Genomic DNA, 19,001 nt, shown 5'->3' with positions numbered 1-19,001 from the left:
CGTCGGGCCCTATGGCTCCTCCGTCAGGGACCCGTGTTCTCGGACGGACCGCGTAGCCGCGGCTCCGGCGACGGTCACAGCGGTCGGAGCGCGCGCAGGTACGGGTCCCCGTGCGGATATCTGGCCACCCGGACGCGGGCGTCGACGCACACCGCCGACGAAGGACCGATGACGACCGGGTTCATCTCGAGTTCCGCGATCTCCGGCAGGTCCTCGACCAGCTTCGAGAGCCTCAGCAGGGGCTCCCGCAGTGCCGCGGGGTCCGCGCCCCTCTCACCTTGACTTTCGCCCAGGCGCCTGAACTCGGGTACGGACCGGATCATCTCGTCGGCGCCGGTGTCGGTCAGTGGAGTGAGCCGGGACGTCCGTGAGCCCAGTACCTCGGCGTAGCTTCCGCCGGTTCCGCACGCGATCACGGGGCCGAAGTCGGGCTGCTGGACCGAGCCGATCAGGGCCTCGAAACCGGGAGGGGCCATGCCTTGGACGACGAAGCCGCGGACCCTTCCCCGGAACCGCTCCGCCAGCTCACGGTAGGCCTTCCGGAACCGCTCCTCCCCGGTGAGGCCGAGGTACAGGGCTCCGGCGCGGCCTCGGTGGACGACGCCCGCCACGTCCGCCTTGAGGGCGACCGGCCCGGGGATCTCCGCGGCCGCGCGCAGCGCCTCCTCCTCGTCACGTGCGCGGCGCCACGGTGCGAGGGCCATCCCGTAGCAGGCGAGCAGCTCCATCACACGGTGGAGGGGCAGCCACCCGCCCTGGGCGGGAGAGGCCAGGGACTCGTCCACGATCTCGGCCGCCCGGTACGAGGCCACGTCGGAGAGTTCTGGTGTCCTCCCTGACGGGCGGGCCAGCCATGAGGAGCGCCGCCACGCGGCGCCGAGCGCGGCCGCCGCCGACTCTGGTCCGTTGTAAGAGGGCACCGGTCTTCCCCCGCCCCCGAGGACGGTCACGGCCTCGGGCTGTTCGGGCGCGACCGCGACCACCGGGACGTCCCGCACCGCCGTGCTGACGGCCGGAGCCGGATCGGCCAGGGCCGTGGGGACCGTGACGACCATGACGGCGTCCACCTCCGGGGCCGCCGACAACAGCTCCAGACACGCGCGCAACTGGTCGCTGCGGACCTCCGGCGTGGTGTCGACGGGGTTGGCGCACACCGCTCCGGAGGGCAGCGACTCCTCCAGGCCGCGCCGCGTCCGCTCGGACAGTTCGACGATCTCCAGACCGGCGTCGCAGCACGAGTCGGCGGCCATTCCCCCCACTCCGGCGGTGTTGGTCAGGACCGCGACACGAGGGCCCCGGGGGAGGGGCTGGTGGGCCATGAGGGCCGCTGCTTCGACCAGTTCGCCGACCCCGGACACGGCGGTGACCCCGGCCTGGGCTAACAGGGCGTCGGCGGCCGGGACGGACGGCAGGGGGGAACCGCTGCGCGCCAGGGCCGCTCGCCTCCCCGCCTCCGAACGCCCCGCGTGCACGGCCAGGACGGGCATCCGCCGTCCGACCCCGCGGGCGAGGCGGGCGAACTTGCGGGGGTTGCCGAAGGACTCCACGTGCACCACCGCCATGGTGGTCGACCCGTCCGCCTCCCACCAGCTCAGCATGTCGTTGCTGCTGACGTCCAGGCGGTTGCCCACCGCCAAGAACGAGGACACCCCCACTCCCAGACGGGTGAGGTGGTCGAACAGGCTGATCCCGACGCCGCCCGACTGCACGACGAGGCCCGCGCCTCCGGGGGAGGGCGGACGCGCGGCGAAGGTCGCCTGCAGGCTCACCCCGGGCTCGGTGCAGACGACACCGAAGCTGTCCGGGCCCACGAGCCGCATCCCGCTGTCCCGGCAGACCGACAGCAGCTCCCGGCTCGTGTCGGGGCCGAGGGCCGGGGTAACGACCAGGAGCGCCCTGATCCCCCGCGCACCGCACGACCGCGCCACGGGGACCACGGCGTCGGGAGGGACCGTCACCACCGCCAGGTCCGGGGGCTCGGGAAGTTCCGCGACGGAACGGTGGACGGGCAGGGAGACGTCGGCCACACCCGACGCCTGGGGATGGACGGCGTACGTCGGACCGGTGAAGCCGTGGCACACGATGCTGCGAAGGACCGCGTTGCCGACCGACACCGCGCGGCTCGTCACACCGATGACCACGGCCGAACGGGGACGCAGCAACCGCTTGAGGCTCTCCCTGCTGGCCTGTGCCTCCCTGCGTACCACGGCGTCGACGTAGCGGTCGTCCTGCTCCAGGGGCAGGGTCAGCTCCACCACCCCCGCGTCGGTCCTGCGACGCGACCGCAGTCCCGCGTCGTCGCACACGCGCAGCATCTCGTGGTTGGCTGCCAGGACGTCGGCGTGGAAGGCCCTGACACCGCGTTCCCGTGCCACCGAGGCCAGGTGTTCCAGAAGCAGGGTGCCCACACCGCGTCCGTGCGCCCCTTCCGCCACGGCCAGCCCCAGCTCCCCGATGTGGGACCGCTCGGACGCGTCGTAACTCGCGACGCCGACCACCTCGCCGTCGAGGACCGCGAGGAGGGCCGCGCAGCGGGTGCCGCCGCCCACGCAGGCCCGCTCGGCCGCCACTCGGGCCGAAGACGTACTGGGCAGGAAGAAGCGCATGCGCAGGTTCTCCTGCGTCATCCCCTCGTACAGCTTCCGGACCCTGGTGACGTCCTCGGCCCGGGCGGGACGGATCAGCGCGACGGCGCCGTCGGACAACAGGGCGTGGGAGGTGCCCCGGTCCGTCGTCCGTACCGTTTCTTCGTCGAGTCGGCCGGTCATGGTCACCCTCCCCCGGGTCCTCGCGTCCGAGCCGCTGGTGTCGGCCCAAGGCGCGTCGTCGCGTGCGGCGCGGTGCGCTTCCCAGTCTTCTCCCTGTCCGCGGATGCGGCCCGGGGACGGAGGTCGCTCGCATCCGGGCCCAACGGCCCGTGCCGGGTGACTCCGCGACCGGTGAGGATGCGGGTAGTACGGGACGCGGGAGCGTCTTCTTCGGGCTGGGGGGCCGCACCATGACGCGGGAAGAGGGCACGGGCACCACTGGCAGCGACCTCGGGCGCAGGGCCGCCGCGCGCCGGGCCGAACTCGGTCTGACCCGGGAGGAGGTCGCGCACCTGGCCGACATGGACCCCGGGTACGTGGCCTACCTGGAGGAGTACGCCCCCCACATGACCAGGCAGGCTCTCCACCGCCTCGCGGAAGCCCTGAACACCACGCAGGACTACCTGCTGGGAAGCGCCACCGACGTACCGCCCGGCTCCGCGACCACCTCGGTCCTCCTTCCGGAGACGACCGTGCTCCCTCCGGAGAGGTGCATGGAACTCATCGGTCCGGGCGGTGTGGGACGCATCGGCTTCATGCCCGAGGGCGCGAAGGCGCCGATCATCCTTCCGGTGAACTACCTCGTCCGCGGCGAAGCCCTCGTGTTCCGGACCACGGACCGCGGAGTGATCGCCCGGCACCTGCCCTGCGGCGCCGCCTTCGAGGTCGACCGCGTCGACGGAGCGACGAGCGAGGGGTGGAGCGTCCTGGTCACCGGCCGGGCCGCACCGGTGACCGATGAGGCGGAGGCGGCCTCTCTGCGCACGAGCGCTCCCGTGCGCCCGTGGGCGGGAGGCGAACACGACCTCTTCGTCCGTGTCGTGGCGTACGAGGTCAGCGGGCGCCGCGTGGGGGGCCGGAGCATGCGCTGACGCGTGTCGGCGTCCCGCTTCGGGGCGGGTCCGCCGCTGGTATCCGACCGCCTTCGCGGGTAGGGGACGAGGCACACGACGGTACGCGGTCCGGCCGCGTACCGGGTCGCCCGGCCCCGTCGGGCGAGCCCGCCCGGGTGGGAGGAGATGACGGCCTATGCAGGAGGAGAGCCGGGCCATCCGCGTCTTCCTGGTCGACGACCACGACGTGGTGAGGCGGGGGATCACCGCCCTGCTCCAGGACGAGGGGGACATCGAGGTCGTCGGGGAGGCCGCCACGGCGGCCGAGGCGCTCGGCCGCGTACCGGCCGCACGACCCGACGTGGCGGTCCTGGACGTGCGTCTGCCGGACGGCAGCGGTGTGGAGGTCTGCCGGGAGCTGCGGTCGCGGTTCCCGGACCTGGCGTGTCTGATGCTGACGTCCTACTCCGACGACGAGGCCCTCTACGACGCCGTCCTGGCGGGCGCGGCGGGCTACGTGCTGAAGCAGATCCACGGTTCGGACCTGGTGGGGGCGATCCGCACGGTCGCCTCCGGGGAGTCCCTGCTGGACCCGCACAGCACCTCCCTCGTCATGCGGCGCATACGCGAGGGAGCGGAGTCGGCCGACCCCCTCGCCGGGTTCTCCCCCCAGGAACGGCGCGTGTTCGAGCTGATCGGCGAGGGGCTGACCAACCGGCAGATCGGCGAACGGGTCTTCCTGGCGGAGAAGACGGTGAAGAACTACGTCTCCAGTGTGCTGTCCAAGCTGGACATGCAGCGCCGTGCGCAGGCGGCGGCGTACGCCGCGCGGCTCAAGGACCGTGCCGCGCGCGGCGGATCCGGATGAGACCGCGCGTTCGCCCGGGTCCTGCGTCGTGCTCCGGAGACGGGCGGACACCCGGGCGGGCCGCACGGCGTCAAGTGGCACAGGTCCCGGATCCGCCACGGCCTTGGAGACCGCCCGACCGCGACACCCGTACCTGGTGCGCCCGCGCGGACGCTCCTAACGTGGCACGAGAGGGCTCCACAACCGGTGGGAGGCAGCCATGGACCAGGCAGCGAAGGCGCCCGTGGTGGCGGCGGTCAACGGAACGGCGGCGAGCGGACGGGCCCTGGACTGGGCCGCGGACGACGCGGGACGGCGGGGACGGGGGCTGCGTGTCGTGTACGCCTTCGACTGGCCGCTCTACCACTCCCTCCCCCGCGGCCTGCCGGGATTCGACGTGGACGAGTTCGCGCGCCGCATCGTCGACGAGGCGCGCGAACGTGCGCTGGAGCGGGTTCCGGACCTCGACGTCATGGCGGTGCACGTCACGGGCGACCCCGCGCCGGTGCTGCTGACCGAGAGCCGCAGCGCCCACTCCCTGGTCGTGGGAGCGCACCGCATGACGACCATGGACAGGGTCGTACCGGACTCCACGGCCCTGGAGCTGCTGGCCGACGCCTCGTGTCCCGTGGTGGTCGTCCCCAACCGGGAGCCTGGCCCCTTCCACGGCCGCCTCGTGCTGGGAACGGACGGGTCGCGGTCCGCACGTGCCGCCACGGAGTGGGCGTTCGCCACGGCCGGGACCTGGGGGGCGCGGCTGCGCGCGGTGACGGTACGCGAGCAGACCCGCTGGTGGCGCTTCGGCGCGTTGGAGGACCCGACCTGGACCATGACCGAGGAGGAGAGGAAGCGGGCCGAGGACGAGGACGTGCGCCGCGCGCACCGGGCCCTGTCGGAGGCGATCGGGGAGGAGCGGGCGCGCTGGCCGGGAGTGCGTGTCGAGGAGGTCGTGGAGACGGGCCACCCCGTCGAGGTCCTGTGCGCCGCGGCCCGGGACTGCGACCTGATGGTCGTGGGATCGCACGGACGGGGAGGCTTCGCCGGGATGCTGCTGGGGTCGGTGAGCCGCAACGTGATCTCACACAGCCCCGTTCCGGTCGCGGTGGTACGCCCTCCCCGGCACTGAGAGCGGCGGCCGGGCACGCCCGGGGCGCCGCGGACGGTCACACCGGTGCGGCGCCCGACGTCCCGGCGCCGGACAGGTCGGCGGCGATCGCGTCGGCCCAGCCGTCGATCTCGTCCCAGTCCCGGAAGTCTCCGTAGCGCCCCCTCATGAGCCGGTAGACCACGCGCCCGAACCGCGGCAGGTGTTCGGGCCGCAGGGATCCGGCCAGGAGGCGGTGTTCGCGGAAGCCCAGGGCGTCGCGCAGTTCGGCGACCTCCGCGGGTTCTTGGGCGTGCTTCTCGAACCAGCCGCCGACGACTCGCGCCAGGCCCACACTGAACAGCCAGACCGGCATCCTGCCGAGCGGCGCGGCGTTGGCGTGGAGGTAGCGGGAGGCCTCCGGGATCCAGGAACCGCCGTGGACCGCGCTGCCCAGCACCGCGGCCCGGTAGGCCCCGGCCCCCGGCGCTTCCGCCAGGGACCGCACGTCCGCCGTGTGGCCGCGTTCGCGCAGACGACCGGCGATCCTCTCCGCGATCTCCCGTGTTGAACCGTGCTCGCTCGCGTAGCCGACCAGTACGGACATGGCGGTACCTCCTTCGAGCGTCCTCCGTCACAGTCCAGTCTGGGCGCGCGGAGTCGCGCCGCCTCAGGGGCCTACCTCCCCGCGTACGGGGACGTAGGGCCCGTCCGGGCCAGCCGCTCGGCCCTGCCAGGAGGACGGATACGCAGGCAGTGTCGGAGGGGAGGGGGAGGCGGGCGTCTCCCCGGGGGGAGGTGTCCCGAGATGGCTCAAGGCACGCGCTACCCGGTTGTGGTCGAGGCCGATCCGGACCCGACGGCGGGCCGCTGGCTCTGGTTGGTCAAGTGGCTGCTAGCGATCCCCCACTACGTGGTGCTCGTCTTCCTGTGGATCGCCTTCCTCGCGCTGACCGTGGCGGCCTTCTTCGCGATCCTGTTCACCGGCCGCTACCCGGCGGGGATGTTCCGGTTCAACACCGGAGTCCTGCGGTGGAGCTGGAGGGTGGGGTTCTACGCCTACTGGGTGCTGGGGACCGATCGCTATCCGCCCTTCACCCTGTCCGGGGACGTGGACTACCCGGCCCGACTGACGATCAGGGAGCCGGGGCGGATGTCCCGGGGGCTGGTGCTGGTCAAGTGGTGGCTGCTGGCCCTGCCCCAGTACCTGGTGGTGGCACTCTTCGTGCGCGGCGGCGTGACCGTGGTGGCGGAGGACCCGGAGGCGGGGTCCGCCGAGACCTGGGAGGCGATGTACCAGTCACCCGGCCTCATCGGCCTCCTGGTGCTGTTCGCGGCCCTTGCGCTGCTCTTCACCGGGGCCTATCCGCGGAGCCTGTTCGACCTCGTGGTCGGGCTGAACCGGTGGGTCCTGCGCGTCGTGGCCTACGCCGCGCTCATGACCGACCGCTACCCGCCCTTCCGACTGGACACGGGCGGGCGGGAACGGGACGGGACCCGGGGAGCGGTTACCGGAGACGGGACGACCTGATCCGGCGGGCCCTGCCGAGGCGGAGCACGTGCGCGGGACCGGTGCCGGAGCACCGGTCCCGCGGCGTGGGCCTGAGCCGGCCCGGGCGGCTACTCCTCGGCCTTGCGCGAGATCGGCACCTTGCGGCTGCCCTCGGGCTTCTGCGACAGTCCGACGCTCACCTCCAGGATGCCCTGGTCGTATGAAGCGGCGACGTCCTCCTCATCGGCGTCGGCGGGCAGCGCGAGCGTGCGGCTGAAGGAACCGTAGCGGAACTCCGAGTGCTGGGGAGTCGACGTGCTCTCCCCGCGCTCGGCCCGGATGGTCAGCGTGCCGTGCTCGACGGTCACGCTGAGGCCGTCCTCGGGGTCCACGCCGGGCACCTCGGCCCGGACCAGGTACCGGTCGTCGCGCACCGAGGTCTCGACCCTCAGGTTGGAGGGCGAGCGCGTCGAGAAGAACGGGGCGTCGAACAGCTCGGCCAGGTCGGGGAAGCGCCCCAGCCCCTCACGGCGGGAGATCGCGTTCATGTCCTACCTCCTCCGGTTCGGGTTCCCGCGGCCGCCGCGCTTCGGCCGGGCCACGGCCTTCCACCCCCACCCAACACCGGTACGCGGACCTGCGCCAGGAGCCGAAGGCTCGGGACCGCCGGGCCGTTGGTCCCCCCGCCCACCATGCCCTTCGGGGTCGGCGAGCACGTGGAAGCTCTCCTCCTCCTGGGCGAAGTGCAGGCGCAGGACCGCGTAGAGCTCGACGGCCAGCCGGGCCGCGCGACGGCGCGCGTCCGCGCCCCCGACGCCGTCCACCTCCTCCAGGCACGTGCGCAGGCGCAGGCACAGTTCGGCGATCTCCGTGTGCCCGCGGCTCATCGCGGCGGTGGTGTCGGGTCCGCCCAGAGCCCGCGCGACCCTGGGGTAGAGCAGGCGCTCGTCCCGCTCCTCGTGGGCGGTCAGTGCGTCGATGAAGTCCCTAAGGCCGGCGGTCTCGGCGGACGCATCGCCTCCCTGACGGGTCAGGGCCTCCGCCGCGCGCGGCAGCGACTCGATCCCCGGCCACAGCCGGACGTGCTCCTCCTGCAGGGCGCGCACCAGGTCGGCGTCGTCACCGCGCAGCTCCGGGACCCGGTTCCCTCGCCCGCCCGACAGCGCGCGCAGGGCGTTGAGGATGACCGCGACGTCGATCGCCTCCTGGGTCAGCGCCCCCGCCGTCGGGGGAAGCAGCCCGACCGCGGCGACGGCCATCGCGGCCGCGGACAGCAGCATGCCGACGGCCGCGCTCTGCCGCGCGATCGCCAGGGTGCGCCGGGCGACGGCCAGGCTCTCGGCGACCCTGGTCAGGCGGTCCACCGTGACCACCACGTCCGCGGCCTCCGACGAGGCGGTCGAGCCGCGGGCGCCCAGGGCCACGCCCACGCCCGCCGCCGCCAGCGCGGGCGCGTCGTTGACCCCGTCTCCGACCATCACCGTGGGGGCCCGCGCGCTCTCGTCGCGTGCCACGGCGACCTTGTCGGCCGGGGACTGCTCGGCGTACACCGCGTCCGCCCCCACGTGCGCGGCGATGCGCTCGGCGACGTCCCGCCGGTCGCCGGTGACCATCACCGCGCGCTCGATCCCCGCCAGCCGTAGCAGACGCAGGGTGCGCGGGGCGTCCGCGCGCAGCCGGTCGCGCAACAGCAGTACCCCGCGCAGGACGCCGTCGACGCCCACGAACACGGTGACCGACCCGTCGCGCGCCGCCTCGGCGCGGGCCCGGGCGGCCCATCCGGGCTCGGCTCCCCCTCCCGCGGCCCACGCGGCCTTGCCCACGCGGACAGACCTGCCGCCGACCGTGCCGCCGATGCCCCGCCCCAGTTCCTCGACCACCTCACCCGGCTGTTCCAGACGCGCACCGCGGTCCCTGGCCGCGCGCACGATGGCCGACGCCAACACGTGCGGGGAGGCCTGGTCGAGCGAGGCGGCCAGGCGCAGCACCTCGTCGGCCGACGCGTCCTCCCCGGTGACGACCCGGCCCAGCACCGGGCGGCCCTCGGTGACGGTGCCGGTCTTGTCGAAGAGCAGCACCCGGGCGCGCGCCAGCCTCTCCAGGGCGTCGCCCCCGCGCACGATGACCCCCCGCCGGGCGCTGCGCGACATGCCGGAGGTGAAGGCGACGGGTGCGGCGAGGATGAGGGGGCACGGTGTGGCCACGACCAGCACGGCGACGGCGCGCACGGCCTCCCCCGACAGCCACCACGCCGCGCCGGTCAGCAGCAGTGTGAACGGCAGGAACAGGGCCGCGTAGCGGTCGGCCATGCGGACGAACGGTGCGGTGCGCGCCTGGGCCTCGCGCGCGAGGCGCACGATCGCGGCGAACGAGCTGCCCTCGGCGTCGGTCGTGGCGCGCATGCGGAAGGGGCCGCCCGCGTTGACGGTGCCGCCCCGCACGTCCTGGTCCGCGGACCGTTCGACGGGCAGCGGCTCGCCGGTCACCACCGACTCGTCCACCACCGCCGTACCCTCCGTCACGCGTCCGTCCACCGGCAGCGCCTCTCCCGCCAGGACCAGCAGCACGTCCCCGGGGCGCACCTCGTCCGCGGGCACCGCGGTCACCCGTTCGCCGTCGATCCGGTGCGCGACGCGGGGAGCCCGGGAGGCCAGCGCGCTCAGATCGCGCCGCGCACGGCGCGCGGCCCCGTCCTCCAAGACCCTTCCCCCGGTCAGCATGACGGCGACGATCGCGCCCGCGAGGAGTTCACCGACCAGCGCGGAGCCGACCAGCGCCAGCAGGGCGACGACGTCGCTTCCCAGGCTCCGGCGCAGCAGCGCCCGGACGACCCACACGGTCGAGGCGACGGCGGCGACTGCCGTGGCCGCCAACCACGCCGCGTCCGAGGCAGCGGTGAACCCCGACAGCCGCAGCGCCCCTCCGACGACGAGCCCCGACAGACACAGGAGCAGCAGCACGGTCTCGCCGGTCACGTATCGCGAACTGTCTCCCCGTCCTGTGTCCATACCGCCACTGTGTTCCGCGACGGCAGGGGGCGGCAGGGCTGGAGGTCGTGTCCGCAAGGGGTCGATGGTCACGCGTCCGGTGGAGTCAACCCGGCCTGCGAGGGGAGGAGCTCGGACAGGTCGGACACCACGACGTGCGCTCCCAGGGCCAGCATCCTGCGGCGGACACCGGTGCGGTCCACCCCCACCACCAGGCCGAACCCCCCGCGCCCGGCCGCCTCCACACCGACCAGCGCGTCCTCGGCCACGGCGGCCGAGCCCGGTTCGACCCCCACCCGACGGGCGGCCTCCAGGAACAGCGCCGGGTCGGGTTTGGCCGCCAACCCGAGCCGTGCCACGTCGACGCCGTCCACGCGGGCGTCGAAGAGGCCGTCGACCCCGGCCGACCGCAGCACCCTGGCGCAGTTGCGGCTGGCCGAGGCCGCCGCCACCGGCACGCCCGCCGAGCGCAGTGCGCGCACGAACTCCACAGTCCCGGGAAAGGCCCTGACCCCGTACCGGGACACGAAGTCCAGGAAGTACCCGTCCTTGCGGTCGGCCAGCCAGTCCGGCGTCACCCCCTCGGCTCCGTCCGGCGACGAGTCCTCGGGCAGGTGGACACCACGTGAGGCGAGGAAGGACCGCACCCCCTCCGCGCGCGGTCGGCCGTCGACGTGGCGCAGGTAGTCCTCGCGCATGTCGAAGGGGCGGAAACGCGTGCCCTCGGCACGGGAGCGTTCGAGCAGGAAGGCGTCGAAGACGCGCTTCCACGCCGCGGCGTGCACCGAGGCCGTGTCGGTGATGACTCCGTCGGTGTCCAGGACCGCCGCGCGTACGCGGTCGAGCGCCAGGCCGCTGTTCTCCCCCGCGTCCATGTGGTCGGCTCCTTCCCGCCCCGGTCGGCGAACGCCCGGCCGGGGGCCCGCCTCCACCGCGTCCACCGGTGCGGCGACGGCCCCCGAGCCCGTCCTCAGAGCCGCAGCACCGCCGCCCCGTCCACCCGGTCGGCGGCCAGGTCCGCCAACGCGAGGTCCGCGGACTCGAACGGGTACGGCGTCACCGTCACCGCCAGCTCGTGCCCGGACGCGAAGTCCAGGAACTCGCGCGCGTCCGCGCGGGTGTTCGCGGTCACGCTGCGCAGCGAACGCTCCTGGAACAGGTGTCTCCGGTAGTCCAGGGGAGGGATCACGGACAGGTGGACACCGGCCACCGCGAGGGTCCCTCCCCGGTCGAGGGCCCTGAGCGCGGTGGGCACCAGCTCTCCCACGGGAGCGAACAGGATCGCGGAGTCCAGCGGTTCCGGAGGCGTGTCGTAGGCGCCCGCCGCCGAGTGGCAGCCCAGCTCCAGGGCCAGCTCGCGGGCCCGCCGCGACCGCGTCATCACGTGCACCGTCGCCCCCCGCGCGAGGGCGACCTGGGCGGTCAGGTGGGCGGAGGCACCGAACCCGTATATGCCGAGCACCCCTCCCTCCGGCAGTTCGGCGCGGCCGAGGGCGCGGTGTCCGATGACCCCCGCGCACAGCAGTGGCGCCGCTGTCGTGTCCGGCAGTGCCTCGGGAAGGGGGTGCACGAAACGCTCGTCGGCGGTCAGGTAGCGGGCGAACCCGCCGTCGCGGTCCCAGCCCGTGTAGGTGGAGTCCGGACACAGGTTCTCGTCACCGCGCAGGCAGTAGCCGCACTCGCCGCACGTGGAGGCGAGCCAGGCGACGCCGACACGGTCCCCCGGCGCGTACGAGTCCGCGTGCGGCCCGAGGGCGTCCACCCGGCCGACCACCTCGTGCCCGGGGACCGTGTCCGGACGGCGCGGCGCGAGGTCTCCCTCGGCCAGGTGCAGGTCTGTACGGCACACGGCGCAGGCCAGCACCTCGATCAGCAGCTCGTGCCCCCGGGGTTCGGGGACGCGTCGGCGCACACGGCTCAGGGGTCCGCTCGCGATCGGTCCGGGACGGGTCACCGCCCAGGCGTCCATCATCGGTTCCATACGCCGAGTCCAGCACGGCGGCGGTGTCCGGGCCAGGGGTCCACGGTCCCGGGGCCGGAGGCCTTGTGCCCCCGACGCCCGGACGTTGGACCGTGGCGTGCGCCACGCCCCGGGCGTGACACTCGAAGACGGAGACCGAGCTGTTCGAGGGAAGGTGCGCCGTGCGTGAGAACATCCTCGTCGGAACGGACGGGTCGAAGAACGCGCTGGTGGCGGCCGAGTGGGCCGTCCGGGAGGCACGACGGCGGGGCGGTACGGTCACCGTCCTCGGCGTCTATGACGCGGACGTGGTCCTGAAACTGGTGATGAGGCCGTCGGACCTGCTCGAACGCGAGGCGCACAGGGCCGTGAGGGCCGCGGTCGAGCACGCCCGGGCGATCGCTCCCGGAGTCGAGGTGGTCCCGTGGACGGGTCCGGCGGCGTCGCCGGTCCAGGGCCTGCTGCGGCACGCGGAGTCGGCGTCGATGCTGGTGGTCGGCGCGCACGGGGTCAGTGCGCTGCTCGGATCCCGGCTGGGCTCGGTGTCCGACCAGGTGGCCGCGCACGCCCGGGTGCCGGTGGTCGTGGTGGGACCGGAGCCGGTTCCGGAGGACGCGCGCGAGGTGGTGGTGGGCGTCGACGGCTCCCCGGGGTCCCGAAGCGCCGTGTCCGCCGCGCTGGAGTCCGCCTCGGCGGACGGCGGCCCCGTGCGCGCCGTCTGGGCCTGGTCGGCGCCGACCGACATGGTCCCGTACCGGTCCGACGCGGAGGAGGAGTTGCGCCGGTGGCACCTCCAGGAACTGGAGGGGGCCCTGGAACCGGTGCTGGCCCGCCACCCGGGCACCGAGGTGGTCCGGGAGGTCTCGCGTGAGCACCCGGTCGGGGCCCTGCTGGCGCGCACGCGGAACGCGCGCCTGTTCGTGGTGGGAGCCCGAGGCGCGCGCGGCTTCGCGCAACTGGCCCTGGGCGGGGTCGCCCGCGGTGTCCTGTACCGGTCCGACCGTCCCGTGATGGTGGTCCACCGCTCCCAGGACTGAGAGAGGGGGCGGCTCCCTCACCCGAGGTCGTCGGGAAGGGGAACGCTCCACCGCACAACGGTCCCGCCCTCCGGGCCGGGGCCGGCCTCGAAGGTCCCTCCGAGCCGCGCCGCGCGCTCGGCCAGGTTGCGCAGACCGCTGCGGCGGCCACCCGGACGCAGACCCGCGCCGTCGTCGCAGACCTCGACCGTCAGGTCGCCGTTCACCCCCACCCTGGCGTCCACACGCCCGGCCCCCGCGTGCCGGGCCGCGTTGGACAGCGCCTCCTGGAGCACGGCTACCGCCTCGTCCGCGATCCGTTCGGGAACACGGCTGTCGAGGGGCCCGTCCATCCGGAGTCCGACCGCGAAGCCCAGGGACGGGGCGGCGACGTTGACCGCGTCCACGAACCTGTCACGCGGCCAGGGCTTCTCACGGTCCTCGCTCACCGCGGTCAGGGCGAAGATCGTCGTCCGGATCCGGCGGACGGTGTCGTCGAGGTCGTCCACCGCCCGCCGGACGCGTTCTGCGGCCTCGGGGTCGTCGATGCGGCCCCGTACCGCAGTCAGGGACAACGCGACCGCGAAAAGCCGCTGGATGACGGTGTCGTGCAGGTCGCGCGCGATGCGGTCCCGGTCCTCCAACACGCTGACCCGCTCGGCGTCCGCGCGCGCCGCCGCGAGTTCCAGGGCGATCGCCGCGTGTTCCGCGAAGGCCTGCAGCGTCCGCGCCGTCGAGGAGGGGAAGGGCTCGCCGCCCTCCCCCCTGCCCAGGCACAGGACGCCGCGCGCGGCGTCCCCCCTTCCCAACGGGACCAGCAGGACGGGGCCGACGCCCATACCGTGCAGCAGCGGAGCGCCGTGCCGACCGGGACGGGACAGGTCCGTGGACACCGGTTCGCCGGAGACGTAGGCCCTGCCGACCAGGGACCCCTCCACCGCCACACTGCGCTCCCCGAGGCGCTCGGCGCCCTCGCCGCTCGCCGTCCGCACCACGAGCTGCCGCCCGGAGGGGTCGGGGCCGACGATGACGGCTGTGTCGGCCCCCGACATCCGCCGGGCCCGCTGGGTGATCATGAGGAGGACGCTGTCGGCGTCCTCTCCGCTGAGCAGATGGGTCTTGACCTCGTCGGAGGCGTCCAACCACATCTCGCGGTGCTGTGTGCGCTCGTAGAGGCGGGCGTTCTCGATCGCCGCTCCCGCCGCCGAGGCCAGCGCCACCACCACGGACTCGTCGGCCTCGTCGAAACGGTCCCCTCCGCGCTTCTCGGCGAGGTAGAGGTTGCCGAACACCCTGCCGCGCACCTGGACCGGCACCCCCAGGAAGGAGCGCATGGGCGGGTGCCCCTCGGGAAAGCCGTGAGAGGCGGGATGGGCGCAGATGTCGTCCACGCGCAGCGGCCCCCGGGACCGGGCCAGCAGCCCGAGTACGCCCCGGCCCTCGGGCCAGCGCTCTATCCGGGCGATCCGCGCCGCGTCGACGCCGACCGGGATGAACTGCTCCAGCCGGCCGTCGTGCCCGACCACGCCCATGGCTCCGTACCGGGCACCCGCCAGGTCCATGGCGGCCTCGACGATCCGACGCAGGGTCTCGTGCAGGTCCAGGCCGCCACCGACCACGACCACGGCGTCCAGAAGCGCACGGAGGCGTTCGCGGTCGGCCAGCGCCTCGCCGACCAGCGACCGCAGTTCCCCGGGCAGCCGGGAGAGCTCGGCGTCCACGGCCCGCCCGTCCGTCGGCCCCCTCCGGAGCCGGGAGTCCTCGCTCACAGCCACCACCTCGCGATTCACCACCGCGCTCGGCCTCGTTCCCATCCTAGGTACGCGCGGCCCGTGAGGCGAAGGTCGTCCCCGGTACGGGTCCAACGTCCCCGTACCGGGGCCGTTCGCTCCGGTGCGCGGCGGAGCGGCTCCGGGCAGGTTCGGGGTGAGCACGATGGGCCGGACGGGTTACCGAGATCGGAGGCCCCATGACCAAGAGCGTCGGCGACCTGATGACCACGAGTGTCCTGGCCGCCCGGGACGACGCCGGGTACAAGGAACTGGCCGCCTTCATGCGGGACCACCATGTCAGCGCGGTGCCCGTGGTGGACTGCGGGCACCGCGTCCTGGGCGTCGTGTCGACCGCCGATCTGCTGCTCAAGCTCGCCGACCCCGACCCGGAGGAGGGGTACACCGGCGAGCCCTTCCGTGAGCGGCTCGCCCGGATCAAGAGCACGGGCACGACGGCTCGCGAGCTGATGACCTCTCCGGCGGTCACCGTCACCGCCGACACCGCGCCCCGTGAGGCGGCGGGGCTGATGAGACGGCACGGGTTCAGGCGGCTGCCCGTGGTGGACGGGGACGGGCGCCTCGTGGGCCTGGTCGGCCGGTCGGACCTGCTGCACGTGTACGCGGTGGACGACGCGGACCTCGAACGGCGGGTGCGGGAGGACGTCGTCCGCGGCCGGTTCGGGCTGACCGGCGTGGAGACCGGCGTCAGCCACGGAGTGGTCACCCTGAGCGGCGAGGTCGCGCGCCGGTCCGACATCCCGCGTCTGGCGCACGCGGTGCGCGGTGCCGAGGGCGTGGTCCACGTCCGCTGCCACCTGACCCACCGCCTCGACGACCTCACCCTCGGAGGAGCGCCCCGGTGAGCCGCTGGACGCTGGTCTACGAGGGGCCGGACCCGGATGGCCAGGGCGTACGCGAGACCCTGTGCACCCTTGGGAACGGCTACTTCGCCACGCGCGGCGCACCGCCCGAGGCCCGTGACGACGGAGTCCACTACCCGGGCACCTACGTCGCCGGCTGCTACGACCGCGCCGTCTCCGAGGTCGACGGGCACCGGGTGGAGAACGAGGACCTGGTCAACGCCCCCAACTGGCTCCCCCTGACCTTCCGCGTCGGTGACGGCGACTGGTTCGAACGACCCGACCCGGCGCTCCCGCAGCGCACCGAGCTGGACATGCGCCGAGGAGTGCTGACGCGGACCTTCCACGTGGTGGACGACGGCAGGAGGACACGGGTGGCCCAGCGGCGCCTGGTGTCGATGGACGCCCCGCATCTGGCCGCCCTGGAGACCACCCTGGTGCCCGAGGGCTGGAGCGGGACCGCGGTCGTCCGGTCCGCCCTGGACGGGAGGGCGGCCAACCGCGGCGTGGCGCGCTACCGCGACCTGAACGGACGTCACCTCCACCCGCTGGGCACCGGCTCCGACGGTCCCGGCCTCCACTGGCTGCGCTGCCGGACCCTCACCTCGGGCGTCGAGGTCGCGCTCGCCTCCCGGACCCTGGTCTCACAGGGGCCCCGGCCCGTGGCCCGCGAAAGCCCCGCGGGCGACGGCTGGGCGGCCACCGACCTGACCCTGGACCTGAGGAGCGGTGAACAGACCACCGTGGAGAAGACGGTGGCCCTGTACACCTCGCGCGACCGCGCCGTCGGCGACATCCTCGACGCGGCCCGCGACGCCCTGGAACGGGCGGGCGGATTCGACGAACTGCTGCGCCGACACACCACCGCCTGGCACCACCTGTGGCGGTCCTGCGCCCTGGAGGCCGGGGACGAGGAGGAACAGCGGATCCTCAACCTGCACCTCTTCCACCTCCTGCAGACGCTGTCGCCCCACACGGCCGACCTCGACGCGGGTGTTCCGGCGAGGGGCCTGCACGGTGAGGCCTACCGCGGCCACGTCTTCTGGGACGAGCTGTTCGTCCTTCCCTTCCTCAACCTCCACTTCCCCGAGACCGCGCGAGCCCTGCTGCGCTACCGGTGGCGCAGACTGCCCCAGGCGCGGGCCATCGCCCGCGCCGCGGGGCTGAGGGGCGCTCTCTTCCCCTGGCAGAGCGGGAGCGACGGCAGCGAGGAGTCCCAGCGCACGCACCTCAACCCCCGTTCGGGGAGGTGGATCCCCGACCACTCGCACCTGCAGCGCCATGTCGGGCTCGCGGTCGCCTACAACGTCTGGCAGCACCACCAGGCCACCGGCGACACCGCCTTCCTGACCGGGTTCGGCGCGGAGCTGCTGCTGGAGGTCGCCCGCGCCTTCGCGGACATGGCCGTCTACGACAAGGCGCTGGACCGCTACGTGATCCGCGGTGTGATGGGCCCCGACGAGTACCACGATGGCTACCCCGGCCGCGAGGAACCCGGTCTGGACGACAACGCCTACACCAACCTCATGGCGGTGTGGGCCATGCTGCGGGCGCTGGACACGCTGCGGGCGCTGCCGGGCCCGAGCCGCAGGGACCTGGAGGAGTCCCTCGGGCTGGACGCGGACGAGGTCGAGCGGTTCGAGACCCTCACCCGCAAGATGCGCGTCCCCTTCCACGAGGGAGTCATCAGCCAGTTCGCCGGTTACGGGGATCTGGAGGAGCTCGACTGGCGGGCCTGCCGCGGCGTCCGGCGCCTGGACCGCTTCCTGGAGGCCGGGGGCGACAGCTGCAACCGCTACAAGGCGTCCAAGCAGGCCGACGTGCTGATGCTGTTCTTCCTGCTCCCCGCGGAGGAGATCGCCGACATGCTGCGCCGCCTCGGCTACACCTACGATCCCGGGCTCATCCCCCGCACGGTCGACTACTACCTCGCACGAACCTCGCACGGGTCGACCCTCAGCTCCGTGGTGCACTCCTGGGTGCTGTCCCGGACCAACCGGGAGGAGTCCTGGGACTTCTTCCGCAGGGCGCTGAGCACCGACGTCGACGACGTCCAGGGCGGGACCACGGCCGAGGGCATCCACCTGGGAGCCATGGCGGGCACCGTTGACCTCCTCACCCGGTGCTACACCGGCCTGACCACACGCGGTGGAGCCCTGCACCTGAGCCCCCTGCTGCCCGCCGAACTGGACCGCCTCTCCTACGGTCTGCGCTACCACGACCACTGGGAGGTGGGCGTGGACGTGCGCCGCGACCACGTGCGGGTCACCCTGCCACCGTCGGCCGGGCCGCCCGTCCGGGTCCGGGTCAAGGAACGCGGTGCCCTGATCGCCCCCGGCTCGTCCTGTGTCCTACCCCTGCGGTGACCGGGCCGACGTAGCGCTCCGACCGGGGTGCACGCGTGCTACGACCACCGGGACGGGGCTGCGGTGCAGCACCTTCTGGCTGACCGAGCCCAGCAGCAGACCCCGGAAGCCTCCCGTACCGCGGGAGCCGACGACGACCACGTCGGCGGCGCCCGCGGCCTCGACGAGGGCGTGCGCCGGGTGGTCGTGGCGTACCAGGACCAGGACCCGGACGGCGACGTCCCCGGTCCGCTCGTCGCGGGCCTCGTCCACCATGCGGTGCATCCGCCTCTCGGCGTGCAGCATCACGGCCTCCGGTCCGACCAGGTCCAGCGTCAGCCGGCCCACCGCCTCGGCCGAGGGGCGGACGTGCAGGACCGTCAGGCGCGCGCCGCGCCGGGCGGCCTCCTCCAGCGCGAACCGCAGGGCGGCGTCCGAGTCGGGGGAACCGTCCACACCCGCCACCACGTGGCCGCACCGCTCCAAGGACGCCTGCGGCGGCACCACCGCCACGGGGCACGCGGCATAGGCGCACACACGGGGTCCCACCGCACCCGGTGGGAACCTCAGGGTGTCCGGCTCCCGGGAGCCCACCACGACCAGGGCGGCCCGACGCGACGCGGCGACCAGCGCGGCGGACGGATCGGCCCGCACGGACTCGGCGCGGACCGCGAGTCCGGGGTGGTCCCGGGCCGCCAGGGCGGCTTCCTCCGCCGGAGCGTGCCCAGCCCCGCCGTCCCCGTGGCCGAAGAGCGACGTCCGGAGGCGGACGAACGGCTCTCCGGCGTGCTCCGCGCCCTCCGCGCGCACGACGACCAGCTCCGCCCCCCGGTCGGCGGCCTCCTCGGCGGCCCAGCCCACCACCGTCCGGTCCCCGCAGGTGTGGCCGACACCGACGACGACCGGCCCACTCGCTTCCCAGGCGGTGTCCACGCCCTTCCCGACCACGGCGCTCCTCCTCCATCACCCGAACGGCGGTGCGGGGCGACGTCGCCCCG

Annotated in this window: 15 protein-coding genes; 7 read left to right on the top strand and 8 right to left on the bottom strand. The window is 74.0% G+C overall.

The window, feature by feature from the left end; all coding sequences use genetic code 11:
• Positions 1-74: 74 nt before the first annotated feature.
• Positions 75-2,768, bottom strand: coding sequence for a bifunctional acetate--CoA ligase family protein/GNAT family N-acetyltransferase (locus KGD83_RS20080; RefSeq protein WP_212640648.1), 2,694 nt, complete (start codon positions 2,766-2,768; stop codon positions 75-77).
• A 230-nt stretch (positions 2,769-2,998) separates the two neighbouring features.
• Here KGD83_RS20080 and KGD83_RS20075 point away from each other — a divergent pair, with 230 nt between their 5' ends.
• The 3 genes from KGD83_RS20075 (at position 2,999) to KGD83_RS20065 (ending at position 5,613) form a co-directional block, all read left to right on the top strand.
• Positions 2,999-3,679, top strand: a complete 681-nt coding sequence (locus KGD83_RS20075; protein WP_212640647.1) for a helix-turn-helix domain-containing protein — start codon at positions 2,999-3,001, stop codon at positions 3,677-3,679.
• Between the two features lie 157 nt (positions 3,680-3,836).
• Positions 3,837-4,508, top strand: coding sequence for a response regulator transcription factor (locus KGD83_RS20070; protein ID WP_212640646.1), 672 nt, complete (start codon positions 3,837-3,839; stop codon positions 4,506-4,508).
• Between the two features lie 199 nt (positions 4,509-4,707).
• Positions 4,708-5,613: a universal stress protein gene (locus tag KGD83_RS20065; RefSeq protein WP_212640645.1), complete on the top strand. Its 906-nt coding sequence runs from the start codon at positions 4,708-4,710 to the stop codon at positions 5,611-5,613.
• A 37-nt stretch (positions 5,614-5,650) separates the two neighbouring features.
• Here KGD83_RS20065 and KGD83_RS20060 read toward each other — a convergent pair whose 3' ends face one another.
• Complete coding sequence (locus KGD83_RS20060) at positions 5,651-6,178, bottom strand: flavodoxin domain-containing protein (RefSeq protein ID WP_212640644.1); 528 nt, start codon at positions 6,176-6,178, stop codon at positions 5,651-5,653.
• A gap of 201 nt (positions 6,179-6,379) precedes the next feature.
• Between KGD83_RS20060 and KGD83_RS20055 the strand changes: the two genes are divergently transcribed.
• Entirely contained in the window at positions 6,380-7,102 is a 723-nt protein-coding gene (locus KGD83_RS20055; protein ID WP_212640643.1) for a DUF4389 domain-containing protein, read from the top strand.
• Positions 7,103-7,191: 89 nt separating this feature from the next.
• Here KGD83_RS20055 and KGD83_RS20050 read toward each other — a convergent pair whose 3' ends face one another.
• The 4 genes from KGD83_RS20050 to KGD83_RS20035 all read right to left on the bottom strand — a co-directional run bounded on the left by KGD83_RS20050 (position 7,192) and on the right by KGD83_RS20035 (position 12,031).
• On the bottom strand, positions 7,192-7,611 hold the full coding sequence (locus KGD83_RS20050; RefSeq protein ID WP_071621695.1) for an Hsp20/alpha crystallin family protein: 420 nt from the start codon (positions 7,609-7,611) through the stop codon (positions 7,192-7,194).
• Between the two features lie 3 nt (positions 7,612-7,614).
• Positions 7,615-10,038 carry a heavy metal translocating P-type ATPase gene (locus KGD83_RS20045; RefSeq protein WP_249351967.1) on the bottom strand — a complete coding sequence of 808 codons (2,424 nt, stop codon included), beginning with the start codon at positions 10,036-10,038 and terminating at the stop codon, positions 7,615-7,617.
• A gap of 101 nt (positions 10,039-10,139) precedes the next feature.
• Positions 10,140-10,925 carry an HAD family hydrolase gene (locus KGD83_RS20040; RefSeq protein WP_212640641.1) on the bottom strand — a complete coding sequence of 262 codons (786 nt, stop codon included), beginning with the start codon at positions 10,923-10,925 and terminating at the stop codon, positions 10,140-10,142.
• A gap of 95 nt (positions 10,926-11,020) precedes the next feature.
• The gene (locus tag KGD83_RS20035; RefSeq protein WP_212640640.1) at positions 11,021-12,031 is read right to left on the bottom strand and encodes a zinc-dependent alcohol dehydrogenase family protein; all 1,011 of its coding nucleotides are present in this window, start codon (positions 12,029-12,031) and stop codon (positions 11,021-11,023) included.
• A gap of 161 nt (positions 12,032-12,192) precedes the next feature.
• Between KGD83_RS20035 and KGD83_RS20030 the strand changes: the two genes are divergently transcribed.
• Positions 12,193-13,047: a universal stress protein gene (locus KGD83_RS20030; protein ID WP_212640639.1), complete on the top strand. Its 855-nt coding sequence runs from the start codon at positions 12,193-12,195 to the stop codon at positions 13,045-13,047.
• 17 nt (positions 13,048-13,064) lie between these two features.
• Here the strand turns inward: KGD83_RS20030 and KGD83_RS20025 are convergent, their stop codons facing one another.
• Positions 13,065-14,804 (bottom strand): sensor histidine kinase, encoded by a 1,740-nt coding sequence (locus tag KGD83_RS20025; protein WP_249352479.1) that lies wholly within the window; start codon positions 14,802-14,804, stop codon positions 13,065-13,067.
• 191 nt (positions 14,805-14,995) lie between these two features.
• On the opposite strand from KGD83_RS20025, the gene KGD83_RS20020 reads away from it, so the two are divergent.
• Both KGD83_RS20020 and KGD83_RS20015 read left to right on the top strand, forming a co-directional pair.
• Complete coding sequence (locus KGD83_RS20020; RefSeq protein WP_212640637.1) at positions 14,996-15,661, top strand: CBS domain-containing protein; 666 nt, start codon at positions 14,996-14,998, stop codon at positions 15,659-15,661.
• Positions 15,658-18,024 carry a glycoside hydrolase family 65 protein gene (locus tag KGD83_RS20015; RefSeq protein WP_212640636.1) on the top strand — a complete coding sequence of 789 codons (2,367 nt, stop codon included), beginning with the start codon at positions 15,658-15,660 and terminating at the stop codon, positions 18,022-18,024. Before KGD83_RS20020 ends, KGD83_RS20015 begins: the two co-directional genes overlap by 4 nt.
• Here the strand turns inward: KGD83_RS20015 and KGD83_RS20010 are convergent.
• Entirely contained in the window at positions 18,010-18,951 is a 942-nt protein-coding gene (locus KGD83_RS20010; RefSeq protein ID WP_249351966.1) for a universal stress protein, read from the bottom strand. The genes KGD83_RS20015 and KGD83_RS20010 overlap by 15 nt on opposite strands.
• Positions 18,952-19,001 lie beyond the last annotated feature (50 nt).

It is taken from the genome of Nocardiopsis akebiae, assembly GCF_018316795.1.
GTDB classification, from domain to species: Bacteria; Actinomycetota; Actinomycetes; order Streptosporangiales; family Streptosporangiaceae; genus Nocardiopsis; species Nocardiopsis dassonvillei.
The sequence above is the reverse complement of the archived record's forward strand: the minus strand, read 5'-3'. Positions and strand labels throughout refer to the sequence as shown.

Excerpts from the sequence above, each read along its gene's own strand:
- KGD83_RS20075 (WP_212640647.1), top strand. The coding sequence starts at position 2,999 with ATGACGCGGGAAGAGGGCACGGGCACCACTGGCAGCGACCTCGGGCGC.
- KGD83_RS20060 (WP_212640644.1), bottom strand. The coding sequence starts at position 6,178 with ATGTCCGTACTGGTCGGCTACGCGAGCGAGCACGGTTCAACACGGGAG.
- KGD83_RS20055 (WP_212640643.1), top strand. The coding sequence starts at position 6,380 with ATGGCTCAAGGCACGCGCTACCCGGTTGTGGTCGAGGCCGATCCGGAC.
- KGD83_RS20035 (WP_212640640.1), bottom strand. The coding sequence starts at position 12,031 with ATGGAACCGATGATGGACGCCTGGGCGGTGACCCGTCCCGGACCGATC.
- KGD83_RS20050 (WP_071621695.1), bottom strand. The coding sequence starts at position 7,611 with ATGAACGCGATCTCCCGCCGTGAGGGGCTGGGGCGCTTCCCCGACCTG.
- KGD83_RS20070 (WP_212640646.1), top strand. The coding sequence starts at position 3,837 with ATGCAGGAGGAGAGCCGGGCCATCCGCGTCTTCCTGGTCGACGACCAC.
- KGD83_RS20065 (WP_212640645.1), top strand. The coding sequence starts at position 4,708 with ATGGACCAGGCAGCGAAGGCGCCCGTGGTGGCGGCGGTCAACGGAACG.
- KGD83_RS20080 (WP_212640648.1), bottom strand. The coding sequence starts at position 2,768 with ATGACCGGCCGACTCGACGAAGAAACGGTACGGACGACGGACCGGGGC.
- KGD83_RS20040 (WP_212640641.1), bottom strand. The coding sequence starts at position 10,925 with ATGGACGCGGGGGAGAACAGCGGCCTGGCGCTCGACCGCGTACGCGCG.
- KGD83_RS20020 (WP_212640637.1), top strand. The coding sequence starts at position 14,996 with ATGACCAAGAGCGTCGGCGACCTGATGACCACGAGTGTCCTGGCCGCC.